Below are 22316 nucleotides of genomic sequence, written 5' to 3' on the forward strand. Positions count from 1 at the left end.
CTCCGCCACCCCGTCGACCCCCGCGGCCACCCCTTCCTCCGCCGACCCGGACGCCGCGTCGCCGGCCCGCAAGGCGGCCTCGGCCCCCCCGACCGACCCGGCGCCCGTCGCCGGGCTGGACGAGGACCAGATGGAGAACGCCGAGGCGATCGTCCGCGCCGGGCGGGGGATGGGCGTGCCGCGTCGTGGCCTGGTCATCGCGGTGGCCACCGCCATGCAGGAGAGCAACCTGTACAACGTGGCGAGCGGTGTGCTGCCCGAGTCGCAGAACTACCCGCACCAGGGCGTCGGCTGGGACCACGACTCGGTCGGGCTGTTCCAGCAGCGCTCCAGCAGCGGTTGGGGGCCGGTGGGTCGGCTGATGGACCCGGAGTTCGCCACCCGGCAGTTCCTCACCGCGCTTGAGCAGGTGCCCGGCTGGGAGCGGATGCGGCTCACCGACGCCGCCCAGGCGGTGCAGGTCTCCGCGTACCCCGAGCACTACCAGAAGCACGAGTGGCGGGCCGTCCGGGTCGTCGACGCCATCCTGCCGAGCGGGCGGTAGCCTACCGACCACTATGGACGGTGAGGGTTGAGCCTGTCGCGTCCCGGGTACATCCGTTGCGGGTTCGGGGTACACATGACTGAGGGATCATCGACAGGAGGACGTTATGTCACTGATGCAGCGGATCAGCGCTTTTCTGAGATCGCCCAAGGGGCAGCAGCTGGTCGACCGCGGTCGGCGCGAGATGGCCAAGCCCGCCAACCAGCAGAAGCTCAAGGGGTTGGCGTCGCGGTTCTCCAACCGTCGCCGCTGACCACCACGTCGGCCGTCCTGCCCGCCGTCCGCCACGTCGCCGGCCGGCCCGGCGGAGGCCGTGGAAGGCCCGCCGGCCCGACTCTGGGACCGGATGCGCGACGATCCGCAGTACGCCCCGGAGCATCTCGCCCTGGAGGCGGTACGCCGGCTCGGCCCGGAGGCCGCGCAGTGGGCCGGTCGCGCCCGCGCCGAGCAGCCCGGCATCCCGGCCGACGCGCTGGCCGACCAGGCGGCCCGCAAGTTCGTCAACCTGGCCCGCCTCTCCGGTGCGGTGTCCGGTGCGGCCGGGTTGCCCGGGGCCGTCCTCGACGTGGGTGTGCTGGCCTGGACGCAGGCGCGGATGGTGCTGCACATCGCCGCCGCGTACGACGTCGACCCGCTGCACACCGACCGGGCCACCGACCTGCTGGTGCTCCAGCGGGTGCACAAGGTCGCCGAGAGTGCCCGCCTGGCACTCGGCGTCGCCGCCGGCCGCGAGCGCGCCGACGCGCTCTTCGGACTGGGCGGGCACCGCCCGCTCGGCCGGGTCATGCTGCAACTCAGCGTCCGGCTGGCCCGGATGGCCGGTGTGCGGGCGGCCAAGCGGATGGTCGCCAAGCTCGTGCCCGGCGCCGCGATCGTGCTGGGCACCTGGGCCAACTCGTCGGCCACCAAGGAACTCGCCGAGCGCTCCCGGGAGCTCTACCGGCCGCGCGGCGCGGCCCTGCCGGGCCCCCGGCAGGGCTGAGCGTCAGTCGGCGAGGCCGGAGGAGCGCCAGGTCACCTCGGCGAGCCGGCCCTGCCCGTCGACGTTCGGGTGGAACCAGTCCAGCGGGTTCAGCATGTCCAGGGTGAACCGCACCCGGTGCACCGCGCCGCCGTCGTGCCGGCAGCGCGAGCCGTACGCCCGGCACGCCGCCACCAACTCGCTGTTGTACGCGTCGATCCGGTCCCGCACCGCGGCCCGACGGCTTCGGTCGGCGGGCGCGGTCGACGTCGCGTTGGCCAACAGGGCCGGGCAGACGCCGCGTCGCCAGGCGCGCGTCGCCCGCGCGTCGCCGTGCCCGACCTCCCAGAGCCGGTACAGGTCGGGGATGCTCACCACCAGCACCCGGGCCTTGGGGCGGCCGGTACGCAGTGCCCGCAGGCCGCGGTCGACGTCGGCCCGGAACTCGGCCACCGGTGTCATGGCGTCCACCCCGCCCCGGCAGACGTCGTTGGCGCCGATCAGCACGGTGACGTAGTCGGCGCGGTCGCGTACCGCGGCCTTCGCCTGCCCTTCCAGGGCGTCCGCGCGGGCGCCGGAACGGGCGTGGTTGTACGCCCGGCCGCGGATCGACGGGTCCTGGTCGAGCAGTCGCCGGTAGTGGCTGCGCACCCGCAGGCCGTCCCCGGTCGACCAGGAGTTGCGCTCGCAGGAGGTGAGCACCAGGCAGGAGGCGAAGCCGGTGCTTATCGAGTCGCCGAGGGCGGCGATGCCGCCCGGTCCGCCGGGTTGCCCGGCGCTGCGGGTGGGGCGGGGCGCCGCCGAACCGCCTCCTTCGCAGGCCAACGCGACAAGCGCCGCGAGGCAGGCCAGGGTGGCGACCCAGCGTCGAGGCATGACGTCTCCCGTTTCCGCAGCGCAGAGCGACAGTCCGGTAACTCTAAGCGTAGGACGTGGTTTGTCGGGAAGGTGCTGTCGGGTATGCGGCAGAGTGCCGGCGCCGGCATCGCTCGGCTGCTATGAGGCCGCCCGGTACGGCCCGAGCCCCGTACCGGTTAAGTCCCCCGATCGGGGGTAGATCGGGAGGTATGACGAGATCGCAGCCCCGGCGTGCCCGCGGCACCGTCGGCCACGCGAACAGCGCGCTGAACCTCCGCCTCGCCCTCGCCACCTTCGGCCTGGTGATCATGGTGATCTTCGCGGTGCTGGCGTTCTGGGCCGGCATCGTCTGGCTCGGCGTGGTCTGCGCGATCCTCGCCGCCGTCGCCGTGGTCGACCTGGTCGTGATCCAGCGCCGCCGCGCCGCCCGCCGCCGCGAGGAGCCGGGCGTACGACACTCGCTGTTCGAGTGACAGGAGGACGAGATGCCCATCGCCACCACCAACCCCGCCACCGGTCAGGTGCTCAAGACCTACGAGGCGATGTCCACCGAACAGCTCGACGCCGCCATCGAGCGGACCGACCTCGCGTTCCGGCAGCTCCGGGCGACCACCGTCGAGCAGCGCGCCGGGTGGATGAGGGCGGCGGCCGACCTGCTCGACGCCGAACGCGACGAGATCGCCCGGATCATGACCACGGAGATGGGCAAGACGTACGTGGCGGCGCAGGCCGAGGTGACCAAGTGCGCCACGGCCGCCCGCTTCTACGCCGACAAGGCGTCGGCGTTCCTCGCCGACCAGCCGGCCGACGCCGACGCCGTCAAGGCGACCCGGGCGTTCATCCGCTACCAGCCGATCGGCGTGGTGCTCGCGGTGATGCCGTGGAACTTCCCGCTCTGGCAGGTGATGCGCTTCGCCGCGCCGGCGCTGATGGCCGGCAATACCGGCCTGCTCAAGCACGCCTCGAACGTGCCGCAGACCGCGCTTCTGCTGGAGGACGTGTTCCGGCGGGCCGGCTTCCCCGAGGGGGCGTTCACCGCCGTGCTGGTCGGCTCGGACGCCGTGGACCGCATCCTCAGCGACCCCCGGGTACGCGCCGCCACGCTCACCGGCAGCGAGACCGCCGGTCGGTCCATCGCGCAGATCGCCGGACGGGAACTGAAGAAGACAGTCCTCGAACTCGGCGGCAGCGACCCCTTCGTGGTGATGCCCTCGGCCGACGTGGACCGGGCCGCCGAGGTCGCCACCACTGCCCGCTGCCAGAACAACGGCCAGTCCTGCATCGCCGCCAAGCGGTTCATCGTGCACACCGACGTCTTCGACGCGTTCGCCGAGAAGTTCGCCGCGAACATGGCCGCGCTGCGCGTCGGCGACCCGATGGACCCGAACACCGACGTCGGCCCGCTGGCCAGCGAGCGGGGCCGCGACGAGGTGCACGCCCAGGTGCGGGACGCGGTCGACAACGGCGCGACCGTGCTCTGCGGCGGTGAGCTGCCCGGCGGCGACGGCTGGTTCTACCCGCCGACCGTGGTCACCGACCTCACCCCGCAAATGCGGATGTGGTCCGAGGAGGTCTTCGGCCCGGTCGCCGGCCTGTACCGGGTGTCGTCGTACTCCGAGGCGATCGAGGTCGCCAACGGCACCAGCTTCGGGCTCGGCTCGAACGCCTGGACGCGGGACCCGGCCGAGCAGGAACGCTTCGCCACCGACCTGGACGCCGGGAACGTCTTCATCAACGGGATGACCACCTCGTACCCGGAGCTGCCGTTCGGCGGTGTGAAGAACTCCGGCTACGGGCGGGAACTGTCCGAACTGGGCATGCGGGAGTTCTGCAACATCAAGACGGTCTGGGTGGGCGAGGGTGCGGCTTCCGCCGGCGCCGGCGCGCACGCCGAGTAGCTTCCCGCGCGGCACGCATCACCGGACGCCGTGATGGGTAGGAAGTGCGCCCATGACGTCGTTCGGGTTCCACGCCTCGCATGAACAGATCGGTCCGCGCGCCCTGCTGGAGGCGGTGATGCACGCCGAGCGGGCCGGCTTCGACGCCGCCATGTGCTCGGACCACTTCTCCCCGTGGAGCGCCCGGCAGGGCGAGTCCGGCTTCGCCTGGTCCTGGCTGGGCGCGGCCCTGCAGGCCACCGGCATGCCGTTCGGCGTGGTCAACGCACCTGGGCAGCGGTACCACCCGGCGATCATCGCGCAGGCGATCGGCACCCTCGGCGCCATGTACCCGGGTCGGTTCTGGGCGGCGCTGGGCACCGGTGAGGCCAGCAACGAGCACATCACCGGCGACGCGTGGCCGCGCAAGGACGTCCGCGCCGCCCGCCTGCGCGAGTGCGTGGACGTGATCCGCGCCCTCCTCGCCGGCGAGGAGGTCAGTCACGACGGCCTGGTCCGGGTGGACCGGGCCCGGCTGTGGACCCGCCCCGAGGAGCCACCCGCGCTGGTCGGCGCCGCCGTCAGCGTGGCCACCGCCCGTTGGTGCGCCGAGTGGGCCGACGGCCTGATCACCGTCAACGCCCCGGTGGCGCACCTGCGCGAGATGATCGACGCGTACCGGGACGCCGGTGGCCGTGGGTCCCTGCACCTCCAGGTGCACGTCTCCTGGGCACCGGAGCAGGCGCAGGCCGAGGCCCTCGCGTACGACCAGTGGCGCAGCAACGTCTTCGCCCCGCCGGTCTGCTGGGACCTGGAGACCGTCGAGCACTTCGACGTGGTCTCCGCCGACGTGCCGGCGCAGCGGGTCGCCGAGGTGGTGAACGTCTCCGCCGACCTGGGCCGACACGTCGGTTGGCTCCAGGAGTACCTGGAGCTCGGCTTCGACCAGATCGCCCTGCACCACGTCGGGCAGGAGCAGCGCGCGTTCATCGACGCGTTCGGCGCCGAAGTGCTGCCGAAGCTGCGCCCGGGCGGCTGATCCGGGCGCGCCTGCGCGTGCCCCTAGGCTCGTACCCCATGGAAAGCCTGTTTCCGGTCGTCGTGTTCCTGGCGATCGCCACCCTGGGCGCCGCGCTGGCCCGCCGGTTCGGCCTGCTCGCGCCGATCGTGCTGGTCGTCCTCGGCCTGGCGCTGTCGTTCGTGCCGGGCTTCCCGCAGGTCGAGCTCGACCCCGAGCTGGTGCTCGTCGGCATCCTGCCGCCGCTGCTCTACGTCGCCGCGTTGGAGACGTCGGTGCCGGCGTTCAAGACCAACATCAGGCCCATCCTGCTGCTCGCCGTCGGTCTGGTGCTGTTCACCGCGTTCGTGGTCGGGTTCGTGCTGCACCTGTTGCTGCCGCAGCTGCCGTTCGCGATCTGCCTGGCCCTCGGCGCGGTGGTCGCCCCGCCGGACGCGGTGGCCGCCACGGCGGTCGCCCGCCGGGTCGGCCTGCCCCGCCGGGTGGTCACCATCCTGGAGGGCGAGAGCCTGGTCAACGACGCCACCGCGCTGGTGCTGCTGCGGGTCGCGACGCTGGCCACCATCGGCTCGGCGGTCGGCACCACCGAGGTCGCGGTCGAGGTGCTGCGGGCCACCGGCGGCGGCATCCTGATCGGGGCGCTCGGCGCGCTGGTCTTCGGTTTCCTGCACCGGCGGATCACCGACCCGCTGCTGGACAACGCGCTGTCGCTGATCATCCCGTTCGCGGTGGTGTTCACCGCCGAGCACCTGCACGCCTCCGGTGTGGTCGCGGTGGTCGTCACCGGCCTGGTGCTCGGGCACAAGCTGCCCCAGCTGCTGTCGGCGGCGTCCCGGTTGCAGGTCGGCGCGTTCTGGCGGCTGGTCCGCTTCCTGCTGGAGGGCCTGGTCTTCCTGCTGGTCGGGCTCCAGCTGCGGGAGGTGCTCCGCGACCTGGACGAACCGGTCGGCTCGCTCGTCCTGACCACCTTCGCGGTGCTCGCCGCCGTCTTCCTGACCCGGTTCGTCTGGCTCTTCCCGGCCACCTACCTGGCCCGGCTGGTCCCGCGGGTTCGCCGCCGGGATGTCCGGCCGTCGCCCAAGTTCCCGATCATCATCGGCTGGGCCGGGATGCGCGGTGTGGTGACCCTGGCCGCCGCCCTCGCCCTGCCGCTCACCCTGGCCGACGGTGAGCCGTACCCGAGGGCTCTGTTCATCTGGCTGGCCTTCGCGGTGATCGTCTTCACGCTTGTCGGTCAGGGCGCCACGCTACCGCTTGTCGCCCGCCGGTTGAAGCTGCCGCAGGACGACCCCGTGCAGGACGCGCTGTCCGCCGCCGGTGTGCAGCAGCAGGCCAGCCGGGCAGCCCGGGAACGCCTCGACGAGCTGGCCGACAGTGCCCCGGAGGCGGTGGTGGACCGGCTGCGCCGGGCGTCGGAGGACCGCACCAACATGGCCTGGGAGCGGCTCGGAGGGGCCGAGCGGGAGACTCCGTCGCAGGCGTACGGTCGGTTGCGACAAGAGATGATCGACGCCGAGCGGGAGGTGTTCCGGGCCGCCCGGGACTCCGGTCGGATCCCTGAGGAGGTGCTGGTGCAGGCCTATCGTGACCTGGACCTGGAAGAGTCGTTGCTGCGGGAGGTCGAGAAGTGAGCTGCCAGCACCTGGCCGAGGCCGGCGCCGCCGAGCCGCGCACCCCCGACGAGTGCGCGGACTGCGTCGCCATCGGCGAGACGTACTGGGTGCACCTGCGCACCTGCCTGACCTGCGGGCAGGTCGGCTGCTGCGACTCGTCGCCCAACCAGCACGCCAGCAAGCACTACGCGTCCACCGGTCACCCGGTGATCCGTTCGGCGCAGCCCGGCGAGGCCTGGCGCTGGTGCTACGTCGACGAGGAGATCGGCTGATCGCTGACCGCTGCTGATCCGGCGCGTGTCGCCAGGGCCCGCCGGGCGAGCGGCGGCACGGCCAGACCGGTGACGGCGAGCAGCCCGGCCAGGACCAGCCAGCCGGTCGGGCCGCCGTCGAGGATCAGCCAGGTCAGTAGGGCCGGCCCCGCCGCGCGGGCCAGCCCGGTCAGCAGTCCGTCGACCCCCTGGTAGGCGCCGAGGGCATCCGGGGCGGCCAGGTCGTACGCCAGCGCCGCCCCGGACGCGCCGTGCCACAGGTCGCCGACGGTGTAGATCACGGTGGCACCGAGCAGCAGAATGATCGCCAGCGCGGTGGGTACGGCGTCGGTCGCGGCCCAGAGCAGCATCCCGGCCGCGAGCACGAGCCCGGCGCGGCGCATCGTCCGCGCCGCCGGCAGCGCCCGCCGCGCGCCACGATTCAGCCGTACCGCGAGCAGCACGGTGAGCAGCGTGTTGACCAGGAGCACGGCGGAGACCGTCACCGGCGGCGCGTCGGTGCGGGTCACCACCCACAGCGGCAGCACCAACGTCAGCGCCACCCAGTGCAGGGAGAGCACCGCCGAGGCCCCGGCGACCGCGAGGAACGGCCCGTCGCGCAGCGCCCGACCAGCTCGCGGCCGGACCGCCCGCCGGGCCGGCGGGTACGCCGGCAGTCGCATGATCAGCGCCGCCGAGACCAGGTAGGTCACGACGTTGCCGAGCACCAGCATCCGGTACGCCCACCGGGTGTCCGCCACCAGCGCGAACCCGCCCAGCGCCGCGCCGACCGCCACGCCCAGGTTGGCCACCGCGCGCAGGGTGGCGAAGGCGTGCACCCGGCCCCGCGGACCGCCGACGGCGGCTACCAACGCGGCGCGGACCGCCAGGTTGCCGGAGACCAGCAGCGCGTCCAGCGTGGCCACCAGGAGGAAGGCCGGAAATGAGCCGACCAGCAGGTACGTGGCCGCGACGGCGGCCTGCGCCAGTTGCAGCACCGCCCGCAGGCTCCGGGGGTCACACCGGTCGGCCAGCCCGCCGATCGGCACGCTGGCGGTCAGCCCGACCAGACCGGCGGCGGTGAGCCCCAGCCCCACCTCGGTGGGGGTCAACCCGACGACGCGGGTGAGGTAGAGCGCCGCGCCGGTCACCCACAGCCCGGTGCCGACAGTATTGGCGAGAGTGGCAAGCGACAGGGTGCGCAGCCGACCGGGCGGCGGCAGCGGCGACAACGACCGCCAGCGGCCGAGAATCGCAGCCGTGATGCCCACACATCGAACCTAGAGGCGACGCCCGCCCGTCGATGCCCCACGCGGAGCGGCCTTCGTCACAGCGTGGCCTCCTGGTGGCCGCCCGTGACGGGCGGCCACCAGGAGGGGAGTCAGCTCAGCGAGCAGGCCGCCCCGTTGACCGTGACCAGACCCGGGTCAGGATTGGCGCCGCCGGCCGTCGTCGCGTTGAAGCCGAACGTCACCGTGCCGCCGGGTGCGATCCTGGCGTTGTACGACTCGTTGCGCGTGGTCACCGTCGCGCCGGACTGGGTGACCTTCGCCAGCCACGCCTCGCGGACCCGCTGGTCGCCGGTGAACGCGAAGCGCACGCTCCAGCCGTTGACGGCCGTGGTACCGGTGTTGCGCACGGTCACCTGCGCGGTGAACCCGGTGCCGCCCTGCCAGGCGCCGTAGTTGGTGTAGTCCACCGAGCAGGTGGTGGCCGGCACCGCCCCGGCGTCACCCTGGTCGGCCAGGAACGAGGCGATCCACGCCAGCGCCGAGTTCCAGTTGATCGCCACCTCGTTTGTCGCGTACGAGTTGATGTCGTCGACGTAGCAGAACTGTGGCGCGCAGCCGGCCAGCAGCTGCGCCGCGAACGGGTCCTGGAGGGCGGCGTTCGCGCCACCGGCGAGGGAACCGGCGGGCGGGCGGGGCAGGCTCGGGTCGAGCTGGTGGCCGAAGATGCGGCTGTGCTGGTTCTGCGCCGCGTGCTCGCCCCACCCGGTGACGTAGGAGATGTTCAGGGCGTTGCGACCGAAGATGTAGTCCATCGCCTGCACCGCCCCGTCCCGGTAGGCCGGGTTGCGGGTCAGGTCGAACGCGGTGGCCAGCACCACGGCGTTGTTGATGATGTTGCTGTTGCCGCCCCAGAAGTAGCTGTTGGCGTCACCGGGCATCGGCAGCCCGTACGCCTGGCGGCGCAGCTCGGAGAGGTACGCGTCGGCGGCGGTGGTGACCGAGGCGCGGACCCGGGTCAGATCGGCGGCGGGCAGCCCGTTCGGCACGGTGGCCAGGTCGAGGCGGCCCAGCGCGGCGACGCTCTGCCAGCCGAAGCCACGGGCGTCGAACACGTCGCCGGTGTGGTGCGGCGAGGCGGTCAGGTCGGACAGGTAGGTCTGCGCCCCGGTGGTGAGGTACAGCTCGGCCGCCGCCCAGTAGAACTCGTCGGTGACGTTGCTGTCGTCGTACGCGCCGCCGCCGGTGCCGTCGGTCGGGCTGGCGTACACCGCGGGGTGGGCCCTGGCCGCGGCGTAGGCCGTCTTCGCGGCGGTGGCGCAGCGACCGGCGAACGCCGCGTCGTACGGCGCGAAGAGCCGCGCGCACTGGGCGGCGGTGGCGGCCAGGTTGAGGGTGGCCGCGGTCGACGGCGGGTGCAGCTCGCGCGGCTGCGGGTCGTCCTGCGGGGCGAGCGGAAGCCCGGTCCAGTTCTGGTCGTGGATCTTGTGGTGGACCATACCGGCGAGCGGCTTGCCGGCCGGCACCTGCATGCGCAGCAGGAACTCCAACTCCCAGCGGGCCTCGTCGAGGATGTCCGGCACGGCGTTGCCGCGCTCGGGCACCCGCAGCGTGCTGTCGGCGAGCCGGGCTCCGCCAGCCGCGGTGGCGGCCGTCTTGGTCCGCTCGAAGGTGTTCAACAGCTGGTAGGTGGCGATGCCGCCGTTGACCACGTACTTGCCGTGGTCGCCGGCGTCGTACCAGCCGCCGCGTACGTCCAGCGAGTAGTCGCAGACACCCGGCTGGCAGGGCACGTTGGTGTCGCCCTTGTTGGGCGCGACGCCGAGGTGACCGGCGGGGCGGGCGTACTCGTCGCCGATCAGGCCCCCGTCGATGGCGATGCCGCTGCGCTGGGCGTAGAAGAACTGCAACGAGTCCGAGCGCAGCTGGTCGTAGAGCGTGCCGGAGATGTCGAACGGGCGGCTGGTCTCCCCGTCCACGGTGAGCGTCAGCCCGGTCCCGGGGGTGCGGTAGCCGGAGAAGTCGACGGTCTGCACGTTCTGTCCGGAGGCGGCGTCGACACCCCGGGCGGTGGTGGTGCCGCTGGCCACCACGGTGCCGGCGGCCGAGCGCAACTGCCAGGGCAGCGGCCCGGTGGCGTCGGTGACCACTGTGGCGTTCTTCGGCCCGCCGGGCAGGTAGCCGACCTGGTTGACGCGGACCCGCGGCCCGGTGTCCGGCACGTACGGCTCGGGCGGCTCGCCGCCGCGCAGCGAGACGTCGTCCAGGCAGATGGTCTGCGTCTCGGGGGAGCCGCCGACCTGGAAGATCAGTTGGGCGTTCGGGTTGTCGTCCGGGACGGTGAAGGTCTGCTCGACGCGCTGGGCGGTGCCGGTGGCGGTGGCGTCCACGGCGGCGTACGTGGTGTACGGGGCGCTGCCGAGCTGGAGCACGGCCTTGACCGCCGCGCCGGGGGTGGCGGAGACGGCGAAGCCGAGGGTGTACTCGGCGCCGGCGATCAGCGGTACGCCGTCCTGGCCGATGCCGGCGTCCCAGGGGTTGGCGAGCCGGCCTGCGACAGTGGTGCAGAGCCGCCCGTCGGTGACCGCGAGCGCGCCGGTGCCGAAGGAGAACCAGGGGCTGACGCCGGCGCTGAAGTCGCCGTTGTCGATCTGTTCGGGGGCGTCCGGTGGGGGGTCGGCGTGGGCCGCGCCGGCGCCCGCGCCGGTGAGGGCGAGGGCGGTCGCCGCGGCCAGCAGGAGGCGGCGTCGGGGTGTCGTCACGGGGAGTCCTTCCGGGACCGGGGGTGGGACGGTGGTGGTGGCAGGACCTGGGAGCGCTCCCAGGTGTCGGCTCGATGTTTCCAGTGGCGATCCGCCGTGTCAATTGATCTGACTGGATGGGTTTTGCCGTGCAACATGGGCAACGTCGCGGTGACGTGCCGACCCCGAGACGTGAGATTGACCGCGCCACGCGCCGCCGTCCTGATCTCCTAGAGACAACTGCGCCCTTCGCCTGGCAGGCTGCCTCCCATGACCCTGAAGCTGCGTTCCGTGGGAACGAGCGACCGTGGGCTGATCCGCAGCGGAAACCAGGACGCCCTGCACGCCGGGACCTGGCTCGTCGCCGTCGCCGACGGCATGGGCGGGATGGCCGCCGGTGACCTCGCCAGCGCGCTCACCATCGACGCGGTCGCCCCGCTCGACGTGGAGACGCCCGAGGACGCCCTGGTGGCCGCGCTCCAGGGCGGCATAGCCCTGGCCACCGCGAGGATCCGGCAGGCGGTCGCCGAGGATCCCGAGCGTCAGGGCATGGGCACCACACTGACCGCCCTGCTCTTCGCCCGTACCGGCAGCTGCCTGGCCCTCGCCCACGTCGGCGACTCGCGGGCGTACCTGTTCCGCGAGGGCGTGCTCAAGCAGGTCACCCGGGACGACACATTCGTCCAGCTGCTGGTGGAGCAGGGCGTGATCACCGCGGACCAGGCCAGCAGTCATCCGCGCCGGGCGGTCGTCACCCAGGCGTTGCAGGGCGAGGAGGTCTCCCCGTCGTACGCCACGATGGTGCCCCGCGCCGGTGACCGGTGGCTGCTGTGCAGCGACGGCCTCTCCAACGTGGTCCGCCCGGACACGCTCGCCGAGGTGCTCGCCGACCATCCGGACCGGGCCGCCTGCGTGGGCAAGCTCATCGACCTGGCGCTGCACGCCGGCGCACCGGACAACGTCACAGTGGTGGTGGCCGACGTGGTGCAGGAGTGACAGGCGCCCTCAGCGCCGGCGTGGCGTGACCCGGCGGGTGGGCGTCGCCGTGCCCGGGTCCTCCGGCCACGGATGCCGGGGATAGCGTCCGCGCAGCTCCGAGCGCACCTGCGGGTAGCCGGTGCGCCAGAACGAGGCCAGATCGGCGGTGACCGCGACCGGCCGTCCGGCGGGGGAGAGCAGGTGCAGCAGCACCGGCACCCGGCCGTCGGCGATGCGCGGAGCCGCCGGCCAGCCGAACGTCTCCTGGAGTTTCACCGCCAGCACCGGCGCCGCCGGGTCGGTGTAGTCGACCCGGATCCGTGAGCCGCTGGGCACCTCGATCCGCTCGGGGGCCAGCTCGTCCAGCCGGGCCGCCTGCCGCCAGGGCAACAGCCGGCGCAGCGCCGAGGCCACGTCCACCCGGGCCAGGTCCGCGCGCCGCCGGGCGGCGGCCAGTTCCGGGCCGAGCCAGGTGGGGGCGGCGTCGAGCAGTGCCTCGTCGCCGACGTCCGGCCACTCGGCGCCGAGGTGGTGCCTGCTGAACGCCAGCCGCTCGCGCAGGGACCGGGCGGCCGGCGTCCAGGACAGCAGGCTGACCCCCTCCTGGCGCAGGCCGTTCAGCAGCGCCCCGGTCAGCTCGGCGCGTTCCGGGCGGTCGAGCCGGCGCTGGAGCAGCTCGATGGCACCCAGCCGGGTCACCTCCCGGGCCACCACGTCCCCGTCGGACCAGCCGACCTCCCGCCGGGTGGACAGCAGCGGGCCGGCCGCGTCCCGGGCGGTCGCCTCGTCCACCGGCGCGGCTCGGCGGATCCGTGCCGACGGCGCGCCGGGGGTGCGGTCCGCGACGGCGACCGCCAGCCAGTCGGAGCCGACCAGCGCCGACCCGGCCGCCAGCTCCGCGGCGGTTCCGCCGGTCATGAGGTACGCCGAGCCGCCCGGTCGCCGCGCCCGCGCCAGCCGTTCCGGGTACGCCAGACCGACCAGCAGCCCCGCGGCGAGATCGTCGGTGAGCCCGGCGGAGTCGGCCCGTCCGCCGGCCGTGCCCCGTGGACCGGCCAGGCCGTGGCCCCCGGTCGGGGCGTCGACGGGCAGCGCGGCGCGCAGCCGTCGTACCTCGGTGCGCCAGCGGGCGGTCGCTCCCGGGTCGGCGCCGGCACGCAGGCGGCGCCAACCGGCGACCAGGTCGTCGCCGGGGCCGGCGGCGCTCTCCTCGGCGAGCAGGGCCACCACCTCGGCGGCACGGTCCGGGCCGACCCGGCCCGCGCCGTCGAGCAGCGCCCGCGCCAGCCGTGGGTGCGCGCCGGCGGCGGCGATCGCCCGTCCGCGCGCGGTGATCCGGCCGTCGGCGTCGACCGCGCCCAGGGTGACCAGGGTGTCCCGGGCCACCGTCATCGCCGCCGCCGGAGGCGCGTCGGGCAGCGCCAACCCGACGCCGTCCGGCTGGCCCCAGGCGGCCAGCTCCAGCGCGAAGCCGGTCAGGTCGGCGGTGGCGATCTCCGGCTCGGCGCGGGCGGGCAGCCGTTCGTGGGTCGCCGCGGACCAGCACCGGTAGACGGACCCGGGGGCCTCCCGGCCGGCCCGGCCGGCCCGCTGGGTGGCGGCGGCCCGGGAGACGGGCACGGTGACCAGCGCGCCCAGCCCTCGGGCCAGGTCGACGCGGGGCACCCGGGACAGCCCGGCGTCCACCACGACCCGCACGCCCGGGACGGTCAGGCTGGTCTCGGCCAGGGCGGTGGACAGCACGACGCGTCGCCGGTCGGCCGGACGCAGGGCGGCGTCCTGCTCACTGCCGCGCTGACGGCCGTGCAGGGGCAGGAGCGCGACGGTGTCCCGCAGATCGGCGAGCCGGCCGCTGACGGCCGCGATCTCGCCGGCGCCGGGCAGGAAGACCAGCACGTCGCCGTCGTGCTCGCGCAGTGCCCGCCGTACGGTGGCCGCCACGTGGTCGAGCAGGGCCCGGTCGACCGGTCCCGCTCCGGGGGGCGCGACCGGCCGTGGCGGTGGCGCCCAGATCCGCCGCACCGGGTGCAGCGCCGACTCGGCCCGGACGACCGGGGCGGGGGCGTCCCCGCCGAGCAGCGCGGCGAACCGGTCGGTGTCCGGGGTGGCGGACATGGCCAGCAGCCACAGGTCCGGCCGGAGGGTGGCCCGGGCCTCCACAGTGAACGCCAGCGCCAGGTCGGCGTCGAGGTGCCGCTCGTGGCACTCGTCGAGCAGCACGGCACCCGTACCGGGCAGCTCCGGGTCCTGGTGCAGGCGGCGGACCAGCAGGCCGGTCGTGACCACCTCCACGCGGGTGGACGGGCCGACCCGGCGCTCGCCGCGGACCGCGTAGCCGACGCGTTCGCCGACCCGCTCGCCGAGCAGCTCGGCCATCCGCCGGGCGGCGGCGCGGGCCGCCACCCGACGCGGTTGCGCGATCACCACCCGACCGGTGACCCGGTCGGCCACGGCCAGCGGCGCGAGCGTGGTCTTGCCGGTGCCGGGCGGCGCGACCAGCACCCCGGCGCCGGCCGCGTCGAGTGCCGCGACCAGCGCCGGCAGCACCGGGCGGACCGGCAGGTCCACTGTTACGTCGGAGAGCACGGCCCAGTCTCGCACCGGCTCGCTTGACTCACCGGCGGCGGACGCCGCCCACGCCGCGCAGGAAGCTCCGCCAGGCAGGCGCCGCGAACGCGAGGACCGGACCGGAGCGGTCCTTGCTGTCCCGGACGGCGGCCTGACCGTCGACTGTCGCGACCTCCACGCAGTTGCCGTTGCCACTGCTGCGCGTGCTGGTGCGCCAGTCCGCCCCGGTCCGGTCGTACGCCGTCATCCGCGGTGCCTCTCGTCTGCGTCGGCGTGCCGCAGACGCGGTCACGCAAAGTTACGAGAAGCCTGCTCCAAGCGGGTCAACGACGCCGTCGGATCGAGCGCCATCCGGCACAGCTCCTCGTGCAGAAGGCTATACCCGAGCACTTGATCGGCATCCTCCAGAGCCAGTCCCATCGTGAGGTTATCCAGGTAAACCACGGACGCGTCGGCGGCGTCGGCGAAGTTGAGGATCACGTACGGGGTGCTCATCGCCGGGTGCCCGCCGGCAGCGAACGGAAGTACCTGGATTGTCACGTTGGGTAGTTGAGCGATTCGATTCATGTGGGCCACCTGTTCGGCCATCACCGCGGCGCCGCCGACCGGGCGCAGCAGGACCGCCTCGTTGAGCACGACCGACAGGTGGACGGGGTCGTCACGGCGTAGCACCTCCTGCCGGTGCAGCCGGGCGGCGACCTTGCGCTCCAGGCCGTCCTCGCCCGCGGTGCGCCGGTAGATCTCCCGCGCGTACGCCTCGGTCTGCAGGAGCCCGGGCACCGACTCGGCCTCGTACGTGCGCAGCGCCGCCGCCTCGGCCTCCAGCCCCACGTAGAACTCGAACCACTCGGGCAGCACGTCGCTGTAGTTCTGCCACCAGCCGCGCTGCTGGGCGCCGCGGGCGATCTCGATCAACGCCTCGGCGTCCGCGCCGGTCACCTGGTAGAGGGCCAGAGCCGCGCGGACGTCGCGTGGCTTGATGCCGATCTGCGCGGTCTCGATCCGGGAGAGGTTGCTCTTGGACATGTCGAGCTGCCGGGCCGCCACATCGAGGGTCATCCCCGCGCGTTCCCGAAGCTGGCGGAGTTCCCGAGCGATGCGTCGACGGCGCACGGTCGGGCTGGCGGTGGGTCGGATGGCGGGGGTGGCGGTCACCGTCCGAGTCTGACATGGCGAGATCCGCAGGTCGCGCCTGTACGGAGTGCAACTTTCAAATCTGGGAGTTGCATTGCAGTAGCTCTCGGTGCATCCTTTCCCCGGTTGCGATCACTGTGGACATACACCCTTCCGGGAGGACCGTTTGCTCATCGCCGACGAGTTCTTCCTGATCGCTCACAACGACAGTCGTGGCAAGGCCAAACTGCACCCCGCGGCGACCGGCCTCGGGTTGGCGGCGGGCCTTCTCGGTGAGCTGATCCTGTATGGACACCTCACGGTCTCCGCCGGGCAGGTGAGCGTCGTCGACAGGCGTCCTCCCGCCGACGCGCTGGCACACACCGTCCTCGACCAGCTGATCGGCGAGTCCCACCACCAGGCCGTGAACACCTGGCTCAGCTTCCTGTCGCAGAGCGCGACGAGCTCGGTGGGGGAGCGGCTGGCCCGCGCCGGGGTGCTCCGCCGCCGGGAGAGCCGCCGACTGCTGCGGACGTCGGTCACCTACCTGCCGATCGACCTCAACGCGGTGGCCTGGCCGGCCACCCGGTTGCGGGCGCTGCTGGAGCGACCGGACCCGCCGAGCGTGCCGGACGCGCTGCTGCTCGGGCTGGTCGTGGCGGCTGGGCTGACCCGTGAGGTGCTGTGGAGCGCCGGCCCCCGCGCCCACCACCGGTTGAACGTTCTCATCCCCGCGCTGCCGGCGCCCCTGAAGGAACTCGTCGGGCACACCGAGGCCGCCGTCGGCGCCGCGGTGCTGCGCGGCTTTCCGTGACCCACCCGGTAACCCCCTTCCCCTCCCCTCGACAACCGGAGTAGTCGTATGCCCCCGACATCGACAGTCGACCGACCCAGCAACGTCTCCGAAGCCCTCGCCCGGGGTCGCCTCGGCGTCCCCTCGGTCATCTTCTTCGTGCTCTCGGCGGCCGCGCCGCTGACCGTGGTCGCCGGTGTGGTCACCACCGGCTACGGCGTCATCGGTGTGACCGGCATCCCGTTGGCCTTCCTCGTGGTCGCCGCGGTGCTCGGCCTGTTCTCGGTCGGCTACGTGGCGATGTCGCGCCGGGTGGAGAACGCCGGCGCCTTCTACGCCTACATCTCCCGTGGCCTCGGCCGGCCGGCGGGTGTGGGTGCCGCCTGGGTGGCGCTCCTCGCGTACAACGCGTTGCAGGTCGGGCTGTACGGGACCATCGGCGTCGCCGCCGAGCCGGTGCTCGACCGGATCTTCGGCGGCCACCCGCACTGGTCGATCGTCGCCCTGGTGGCGTGGGCGCTGGTCGGCCTGCTCGGCCTGCTCCGGGTCGACATCAACGGCCTCGTGCTGGCCGCCTTGCTGGTCGCCGAGATCGTGGTGATCCTCGTCTTCGACATCGGTCAGCTCGGCAACCCGGCCGACGGTCAGGTCAGCTTCGCCGCCCTGTCGCCGGACAATCTCTTCGTGCCGGGCGTGGGCGCCGTGCTGGTGCTGGCGATCCTCGGGTTCGTGGGCTTCGAGTCCGCGGTGGTCTTCAGCGAGGAGAGCAAGGACCCGAAGCGGACCGTGCCGCTGGCCACGTACCTGTCGGTGGCGATCATCGCCGGGCTGTACGCGCTGTCGTCCTGGACGATGACTGTCGCCGTCGGACCGGACCGGATCGTCGCCGAGGCCGGCGAGCAGAGCGTGGGCCTGATCTTCAACCTGGCTGCCGCGCAGCTCGGCGACACCGCGGTCACCATCGGCCAGGTGCTCTTCCTGACCTCGGTGCTGGCCGCGATGATCTCCTTCCACAACACCACGGCGCGCTACACGTTCGCCCTGGGCCGCGAACGGGTGCTGCCGGCGGTGTTCGGGCAGACCTCGCCGCGCTCCGGCGCGCCCAGGGCCGCCTCGCTGGCGCAGAGCGCCCTCGGCCTGCTCGTCATCCTGCTGTACGCGGCGAACGGCTGGGACCCGGTGGTCCAGCTGTTCTTCTGGGGCGGCACCACCGGCGGCTTCGGCGTGCTGCTGCTGATCGCCACCACCTCGGTGGCGGTGATCGCCTACTTCGCCCGCTCCGGCGGCGCCGGCGAGAACGTCTGGCGGCGGGCCATCGCCCCCGGCCTGGCGACAATCGCCCTCCTCGTGATCATCTGGCTGGCCGTGTCGAACTTCGCGAACCTGCTCGGCGTCGAGCCGGACTCCACCCTGCGCTGGGCGCTGCCGGCCGTGTACCCGGTGGCGGCCGCGCTGGGCGTGATCTGGGCGCTGGTGCTGCGCGGCAGCCGCCCGGACACGTACGCCCGGATCGGGCTCGGCGCGGCGAGCGCCGCCGCCGCCGTGAAGGCGGACGCGCCGGCCAGCGTGCAGGTGACGCGGTGAGCGTGCACATCGACCGGCTCGAGCCGGAGGACACCGCGCTCGTTGCCGGCCGGATCGCCGAGGCGTTCACCGCCCTGGAGGTGACGTCCTGGCTGGTGCCCGACGCGAGCAAGCGTGAGGCCGTCCTGGCCGGGAACTTCGAGATCCTGGTCGGGCACGCGATGCGCCACGGCATGGTGTACGCCACCGCCGACCGCACCTCGGTCGCGGTGTGGTTCCCGTCGGTCGGCGAGCAGCCTCCGGCGCCGGAGGACTACGACGCCCGGCTCGCCGCCGCGTGCGGCGAGTGGACCGACCGGTTCCGCCACCTCGACGACCTGTTCGCGGCGAACCACCCGCATCCCGACCACCACCACCTGGCATTCCTGGCGACGCGGCCGGATCGGCAGGGGCACGGGCTGGGCACCGCGCTGCTGGAGCACCACCACGCGTGGCTGGACGCCAACGCGATGCCGGCGTACCTGGAGGCGAGCAGTCCGCGCAGCCGGGACCTGTACGCGAAGCACGGTTACCGGGCCGGTGAGCCGTTCCGGGTGCCCGACGGCACGCCGTTCTGGCCGATGTGGCGCGAGCCGGCCGGTAGCTGACCGACTTGTCACGTCCGCGTGACACGTACCGCGTGTGACGCGAAGAGGGGCCGGGTCCATCTGGACCCGGCCCCTCTTCGTCAGGGGGTCTAGTACGTGCCGTCGAGCTGGCCGCGCAGCTTGGTCAGCGCCCGGGCCAGCAGTCGGGAGACGTGCATCTGCGACACACCGATCTGGTCGGCGATCTGCGACTGGGTCAGGTTGCCGTAGAACCGCAGCGTGAGGATCTTCTGCTCGCGCTCGTCGAGGGTGGCCAGCGCGGGGCCGAGGGCGACCCGCAGCTCGGCCAGCTCGAACTCGTTGTCCTCGCCGCCGAGCATGTCGCCCAGCTCGGTGGCCCGGTCGCCGTCCCCCGTCGGGGTGGACAGCGACACCGCGTTGTACGCGCGGGCGCCCTCCAGGCCCTCCAGGACCTCTTCCTCGGTGAGCTTGAGGTGGGCGGCGATGTCGGCGACCGTCGGCGAGCGGCCGAGGGTCTGCAGCAGCGAGCTGTTGGCGTCCGAGATGGCCAGCCGCAGCTCCTGGAGGCGGCGCGGCACCCGGATGTCCCAGGTGCGGTCGCGGAAGTGCCGCTTGAGCTCACCGATGATGGTGGGGATGGCGTACCCGGCGAAGTCGACGCCGCGCGTCGGGTCGAACTTGTCGATTGCCTTGATGAGGCCGACGGCGGCGGTCTGGGCCAGGTCGTCGGTCGGCTCGCCCCGCCCGCTGTAGCGGTGGGCGAGGTGGTTCGCCAGGGGCAGCCAGGCCTCGATCGCCCGGTCGCGCAGCGCGGCGCGGGACGGGTGGTTGGCCGGCAGCGCCGCCATGGCGTTGAGCAGATCGGCGGCGCTGTCGGTGAGCGCGCGCGGGTCCAGCTTGGTGGTGCTCCGGACAGCGGTGCTCGGCTGCTCGGTGATCGTTGGCGCGGTCATGGGTGGTCCTCCCTGCACCTCGTCCGCGGACAAAAGACGTGACGCTTTTTGGTTTAGCTTCGTATGGGCCGTTCGGGACTCACCTTAGCCTGATCGTCTCGCCGAAATCTAGCCGAAAGGCTGATGTACTTATGTGATTTTCACTCATGAAAAGCCCATATCGGGCGGAACTCCTGGGGAGTGTGAGGTCTCTTACCTGTTTCCGACCGGCCGGTCGCCCACCGCCGCCGAGCCGATCGGTCGACCCCGACCACCGGACGGTCAACAGGAAATCCGACAACGGGGCAGGAGTGTCGCCTATCCGTCGTTGTCCCGCCGGTGGGACCGGCCGTAGCGTCGCCTGTACACACCCGGTTCGGAGGCACCATGCTCGATCCAGCCGCTCCCCAGCTCGTCGTGAACAGTCGCACGCTCTACTTCAGCTGGCTGCCGGCGGATCCGGACGCGGTCGCCGCCCTGGTCCCGGTGGGGCTGTGCCCCCGCCCCGACCGCCAGGTGTTCCTCAACCAGTACGTCGTCGATGACGAGACGCAGACCTCCGGCTTCGGCGCGTACTCGCTGACGTACCTCGGTGTGTCGCTGGCCGGCGCGGACGCGCCCGGAGGGCTCAACCCGGGCGGCTGGTGGACCCACTACGTGGCCTCCAGCCGGCGCGTGCGGGAGTACGCCGCCGCCCGTGGCGCCCCGACGTTCGCCGGTCGCACCCGCATCGAGGTCGACGGCGAGGACCTGTGCTCCGAGACCGAGATCGACGGTGTGCCGCTGGTCCGGGCGCGCTGCCGGGTGGGCGAGACCGGGCATGTGATCAGCAGCGGGCACCACCGCTACTTCACCCGGCGCGACGGTCAGCTCCTCAGCTCGGTCTACCCGTTCGTGGCCGAGCCGGTCGCGCCGTTCGAGATCGAGTCGGTGGAGTTCCTCCAGCCCGGGCACCCGCTGTACGCGCTACGACCGGACAACCCGCTGACCATCGGCTTCGGCTACTTCTCCCCGCGCTCCTCGTTCGCGTACCCCGGTGGCCTGACCGTGCACCCGGGCTCGGCCAGCATGCCGGAGCAGGCCCGGACGGTTCACCAGGTGCCCGCCAGTCTGGCCCGCAGCGGCCGGCCGTCCGGGTCGTAGACCAACCGGTACGCCGGCAGCGCCCAGGCGCGGGTGTACCACGGCAGCCGCTCGGGTCGGTGCGGACGCAGCCGCCCGGACGGGCGTTCACCCGCCTGGCCGCCGTCGTACCACTGTTGCAGGGCGTCGGCGGCGGCCGTGATCGCCGCGACGGCGTCGGCCGGGTCGAGCAGGTCGGCGTCGTCACGGCCGTCCGGGTCGCGGTCCAGGTGCTCGCGCCAGAGCCGCAGTCGCAGGTCCCGGGCGAAGACCCGCGCCCCGTCGCCCTGCCCGGCCGGGTCGGTGGGCTCCCGCTCGTCGCGGGTGTCGTCCAGCACGGCGCAGGACAGCTCACTGTCGTGCGTCCAGGACCGGCGGTTGAAGTTGTCGCTGCCGACGCTGGCCCAGACGTCGTCGACCACGCAGACCTTGGCGTGTACGTAGACCGGGTCGCCGGCGTGGTTCTCCACGTCGAACACGTGCACCCGGTCCGGTGCGGCCCGCTCGCACAGCGACAGCGCCTGCTCGCGGCCGACCATGTTCGGCGGCAGCGCCAGCCTGCCGTCCACGTCCGGGTGCCGGGGTACGACGGCGACCAGGTGCAGCTCGGGGTTGTCCCGCAGCGCCTGCGCGAACAGGTCGGCGACCTCGGTCGACCAGAGGTACTGGTCCTCCAGGTAGATGAGCCGGCGTGCCCGGCGGACCGCCTTGGTGTAGCCCCGGGCCACGGTCCGCTCGCCGTCGGGCGCGAACGAGTAGCGGGGCCGCACGGCGGGGTAGGTGCGCAGCACCTGGATGTGGTGCGGCCCGCACTCGGGCGGGTCGGCGGGCTGCTCGGGCAGCGGGTCGGGCCGCAGGTCCGCGCCGCGCAGCCGGTCCCGCGCGTACGCCATCGGGTTCTCCGAGTCCAGGGGCATCGGGTCGGTCCAGCGTTCCCGGAAGACGGTGTCCAGGGCGCCGACCACCGGCCCGCGCACCGCGAGCTGCACGTCGTGCCAGGGCGGGTTCGGGCCGTACCGGGGGGACATCTGCACCGGCTGCGGGTCGCCGTGGTGGGCGGCGTCGTCGCGGCGGCTGTGGCACAGGTCGATCCCGCCGGCGAACGCGATGTCCCGCTCCGGGGCGCCCGGGTGCCGCAGCACCACCAGCTTCTGGTGGTGCGAGCCGCCGCGGCGGACCCGCTGGTCGAGCAGCACCTCGCCGCCGGCCGCGGAGATGGCCTCGCTGAGGTTGCGGTTCTCCGCCTCGCTGTAGGCCAGCACGTCGAGGTGGGAGCGCCAGATCAGGCCCTTGACCACGACGCCACGCTGCGCGGCCTGGGCGAAGAGCTGCGCCACGGTGGGGCCGTCAGGGCGCAGCCGTTGGTCGGGGTCGCCCCGCCAGTCGGTGAAGAAGAGGTGGTCGCCGGCGGTCAGCGCCTCCACCTCCTCGACCAGCCGGTCGAAGTACGCCGCGCCGTGAATCAACGGCTCGGCGAGGTTTCCGCTGGTCCAGACGGGTAACTCAGAGACCGGGTTGGCCCGTTCCCGCGCGGTGAGGAACCACTCTTGCAACGGCACCGTCCAGCCCCCCGGAGGTCGACAACG

General features: G+C 73.2%; 20 protein-coding genes and 1 pseudogene. 13 read left to right on the forward strand and 8 right to left on the reverse strand.

Annotated features, from left to right (window positions below; all coding sequences use genetic code 11):
• The 3 genes and pseudogenes from FHG89_RS21595 to FHG89_RS21600 form a co-directional block, all read left to right on the forward strand.
• A pseudogene (locus FHG89_RS21595) lies at positions 1-544 on the forward strand (peptidase M23); the annotation flags it as partial.
• 106 nt (positions 545-650) lie between these two features.
• The gene (locus tag FHG89_RS33075) at positions 651-797 is read left to right on the forward strand and encodes a hypothetical protein (RefSeq protein ID WP_167517487.1); all 147 of its coding nucleotides are present in this window, start codon (positions 651-653) and stop codon (positions 795-797) included.
• Positions 798-857: 60 nt separating this feature from the next.
• Positions 858-1526 (forward strand): EcsC family protein, encoded by a 669-nt coding sequence (locus FHG89_RS21600; protein WP_139586231.1) that lies wholly within the window; start codon positions 858-860, stop codon positions 1524-1526.
• 3 nt (positions 1527-1529) lie between these two features.
• Here FHG89_RS21600 and FHG89_RS21605 read toward each other — a convergent pair whose 3' ends face one another.
• Positions 1530-2381: a GDSL-type esterase/lipase family protein gene (locus tag FHG89_RS21605; RefSeq protein ID WP_139586232.1), complete on the reverse strand. Its 852-nt coding sequence runs from the start codon at positions 2379-2381 to the stop codon at positions 1530-1532.
• Positions 2382-2572: 191 nt separating this feature from the next.
• On the opposite strand from FHG89_RS21605, the gene FHG89_RS21610 reads away from it, so the two are divergent.
• From FHG89_RS21610 to FHG89_RS21630, 5 genes are read left to right on the forward strand one after another with little or no spacing between them, the layout of a single operon-like run.
• Positions 2573-2836 carry a DUF6343 family protein gene (locus FHG89_RS21610; RefSeq protein ID WP_139586233.1) on the forward strand — a complete coding sequence of 88 codons (264 nt, stop codon included), beginning with the start codon at positions 2573-2575 and terminating at the stop codon, positions 2834-2836.
• Positions 2837-2848: 12 nt separating this feature from the next.
• Positions 2849-4261 (forward strand): NADP-dependent succinic semialdehyde dehydrogenase, encoded by a 1413-nt coding sequence (locus FHG89_RS21615; protein WP_139586234.1) that lies wholly within the window; start codon positions 2849-2851, stop codon positions 4259-4261.
• A gap of 52 nt (positions 4262-4313) precedes the next feature.
• Positions 4314-5279: a TIGR03885 family FMN-dependent LLM class oxidoreductase gene (locus FHG89_RS21620; RefSeq protein ID WP_139586235.1), complete on the forward strand. Its 966-nt coding sequence runs from the start codon at positions 4314-4316 to the stop codon at positions 5277-5279.
• 38 nt (positions 5280-5317) lie between these two features.
• Positions 5318-6889: a Na+/H+ antiporter gene (locus tag FHG89_RS21625; RefSeq protein ID WP_139586236.1), complete on the forward strand. Its 1572-nt coding sequence runs from the start codon at positions 5318-5320 to the stop codon at positions 6887-6889.
• Positions 6886-7143: a UBP-type zinc finger domain-containing protein gene (locus FHG89_RS21630; protein ID WP_139586237.1), complete on the forward strand. Its 258-nt coding sequence runs from the start codon at positions 6886-6888 to the stop codon at positions 7141-7143. Before FHG89_RS21625 ends, FHG89_RS21630 begins: the two co-directional genes overlap by 4 nt.
• Here the strand turns inward: FHG89_RS21630 and FHG89_RS21635 are convergent.
• A complete protein-coding gene (locus tag FHG89_RS21635) occupies positions 7119-8393 on the reverse strand; it encodes an MFS transporter (protein ID WP_244295696.1) in 1275 nt (424 codons plus the stop codon). The genes FHG89_RS21630 and FHG89_RS21635 overlap by 25 nt on opposite strands.
• Before the next feature lie 110 nt (positions 8394-8503).
• Positions 8504-11113: a glycoside hydrolase family 9 protein gene (locus tag FHG89_RS21640; protein ID WP_139586238.1), complete on the reverse strand. Its 2610-nt coding sequence runs from the start codon at positions 11111-11113 to the stop codon at positions 8504-8506.
• 249 nt (positions 11114-11362) lie between these two features.
• Between FHG89_RS21640 and FHG89_RS21645 the strand changes: the two genes are divergently transcribed.
• The gene (locus FHG89_RS21645) at positions 11363-12088 is read left to right on the forward strand and encodes a PP2C family protein-serine/threonine phosphatase (protein ID WP_139586239.1); all 726 of its coding nucleotides are present in this window, start codon (positions 11363-11365) and stop codon (positions 12086-12088) included.
• 9 nt (positions 12089-12097) lie between these two features.
• On the opposite strand, the gene hrpB is transcribed toward FHG89_RS21645, so the two are convergent.
• Genes hrpB through FHG89_RS21660 form a run of 3 tightly spaced genes read right to left on the reverse strand, consistent with a single transcriptional unit; the run spans position 12098 to position 15751 of the window.
• A complete protein-coding gene (gene hrpB, locus FHG89_RS21650; protein ID WP_139586240.1) occupies positions 12098-14656 on the reverse strand; it encodes an ATP-dependent helicase HrpB in 2559 nt (852 codons plus the stop codon).
• Between the two features lie 28 nt (positions 14657-14684).
• Positions 14685-14885 (reverse strand): DUF397 domain-containing protein, encoded by a 201-nt coding sequence (locus FHG89_RS21655; RefSeq protein ID WP_139586241.1) that lies wholly within the window; start codon positions 14883-14885, stop codon positions 14685-14687.
• A 41-nt stretch (positions 14886-14926) separates the two neighbouring features.
• A complete protein-coding gene (locus tag FHG89_RS21660) occupies positions 14927-15751 on the reverse strand; it encodes a helix-turn-helix domain-containing protein (RefSeq protein WP_280116082.1) in 825 nt (274 codons plus the stop codon).
• A gap of 187 nt (positions 15752-15938) precedes the next feature.
• Here FHG89_RS21660 and FHG89_RS21665 point away from each other — a divergent pair, with 187 nt between their 5' ends.
• The 3 genes from FHG89_RS21665 to FHG89_RS21675 are packed head-to-tail and all read left to right on the forward strand — an operon-like array spanning position 15939 to position 18715.
• Complete coding sequence (locus FHG89_RS21665) at positions 15939-16565, forward strand: GOLPH3/VPS74 family protein (protein ID WP_139586242.1); 627 nt, start codon at positions 15939-15941, stop codon at positions 16563-16565.
• 48 nt (positions 16566-16613) lie between these two features.
• Positions 16614-18128 carry an APC family permease gene (locus tag FHG89_RS21670; RefSeq protein ID WP_139586243.1) on the forward strand — a complete coding sequence of 505 codons (1515 nt, stop codon included), beginning with the start codon at positions 16614-16616 and terminating at the stop codon, positions 18126-18128.
• Complete coding sequence (locus tag FHG89_RS21675; RefSeq protein ID WP_139586244.1) at positions 18125-18715, forward strand: GNAT family N-acetyltransferase; 591 nt, start codon at positions 18125-18127, stop codon at positions 18713-18715. The genes FHG89_RS21670 and FHG89_RS21675 overlap by 4 nt, the downstream gene beginning before the upstream one ends.
• Before the next feature lie 89 nt (positions 18716-18804).
• Here FHG89_RS21675 and FHG89_RS21680 read toward each other — a convergent pair whose 3' ends face one another.
• A complete protein-coding gene (locus tag FHG89_RS21680; RefSeq protein ID WP_139586245.1) occupies positions 18805-19629 on the reverse strand; it encodes a SigB/SigF/SigG family RNA polymerase sigma factor in 825 nt (274 codons plus the stop codon).
• 366 nt (positions 19630-19995) lie between these two features.
• Here FHG89_RS21680 and FHG89_RS21685 point away from each other — a divergent pair, with 366 nt between their 5' ends.
• Positions 19996-20751 carry a hypothetical protein gene (locus FHG89_RS21685; RefSeq protein ID WP_139586246.1) on the forward strand — a complete coding sequence of 252 codons (756 nt, stop codon included), beginning with the start codon at positions 19996-19998 and terminating at the stop codon, positions 20749-20751.
• On the opposite strand, the gene FHG89_RS21690 is transcribed toward FHG89_RS21685, so the two are convergent.
• Complete coding sequence (locus FHG89_RS21690; protein ID WP_139586247.1) at positions 20700-22289, reverse strand: phospholipase D family protein; 1590 nt, start codon at positions 22287-22289, stop codon at positions 20700-20702. The genes FHG89_RS21685 and FHG89_RS21690 overlap by 52 nt on opposite strands.
• Positions 22290-22316: the final 27 nt, after the last annotated feature.

It is taken from the genome of Micromonospora orduensis, from assembly GCF_006228125.1.
GTDB classification, from domain to species: Bacteria; Actinomycetota; Actinomycetes; order Mycobacteriales; family Micromonosporaceae; genus Micromonospora; species Micromonospora orduensis.

Bases quoted from the DNA above. Each gene is read 5' to 3' on its own strand.
- FHG89_RS21680 (WP_139586245.1), bottom strand. From the start codon at position 19,629: ATGACCGCGCCAACGATCACCGAGCAGCCGAGCACCGCTGTCCGGAGC.
- FHG89_RS21605 (WP_139586232.1), bottom strand. From the start codon at position 2,381: ATGCCTCGACGCTGGGTCGCCACCCTGGCCTGCCTCGCGGCGCTTGTC.
- FHG89_RS21625 (WP_139586236.1), top strand. From the start codon at position 5,318: ATGGAAAGCCTGTTTCCGGTCGTCGTGTTCCTGGCGATCGCCACCCTG.
- FHG89_RS21645 (WP_139586239.1), top strand. From the start codon at position 11,363: ATGACCCTGAAGCTGCGTTCCGTGGGAACGAGCGACCGTGGGCTGATC.
- FHG89_RS21655 (WP_139586241.1), bottom strand. From the start codon at position 14,885: ATGACGGCGTACGACCGGACCGGGGCGGACTGGCGCACCAGCACGCGC.
- FHG89_RS21615 (WP_139586234.1), top strand. From the start codon at position 2,849: ATGCCCATCGCCACCACCAACCCCGCCACCGGTCAGGTGCTCAAGACC.
- FHG89_RS21670 (WP_139586243.1), top strand. From the start codon at position 16,614: ATGCCCCCGACATCGACAGTCGACCGACCCAGCAACGTCTCCGAAGCC.
- FHG89_RS21685 (WP_139586246.1), top strand. From the start codon at position 19,996: ATGCTCGATCCAGCCGCTCCCCAGCTCGTCGTGAACAGTCGCACGCTC.
- FHG89_RS33075 (WP_167517487.1), top strand. From the start codon at position 651: ATGTCACTGATGCAGCGGATCAGCGCTTTTCTGAGATCGCCCAAGGGG.
- FHG89_RS21620 (WP_139586235.1), top strand. From the start codon at position 4,314: ATGACGTCGTTCGGGTTCCACGCCTCGCATGAACAGATCGGTCCGCGC.
- FHG89_RS21610 (WP_139586233.1), top strand. From the start codon at position 2,573: ATGACGAGATCGCAGCCCCGGCGTGCCCGCGGCACCGTCGGCCACGCG.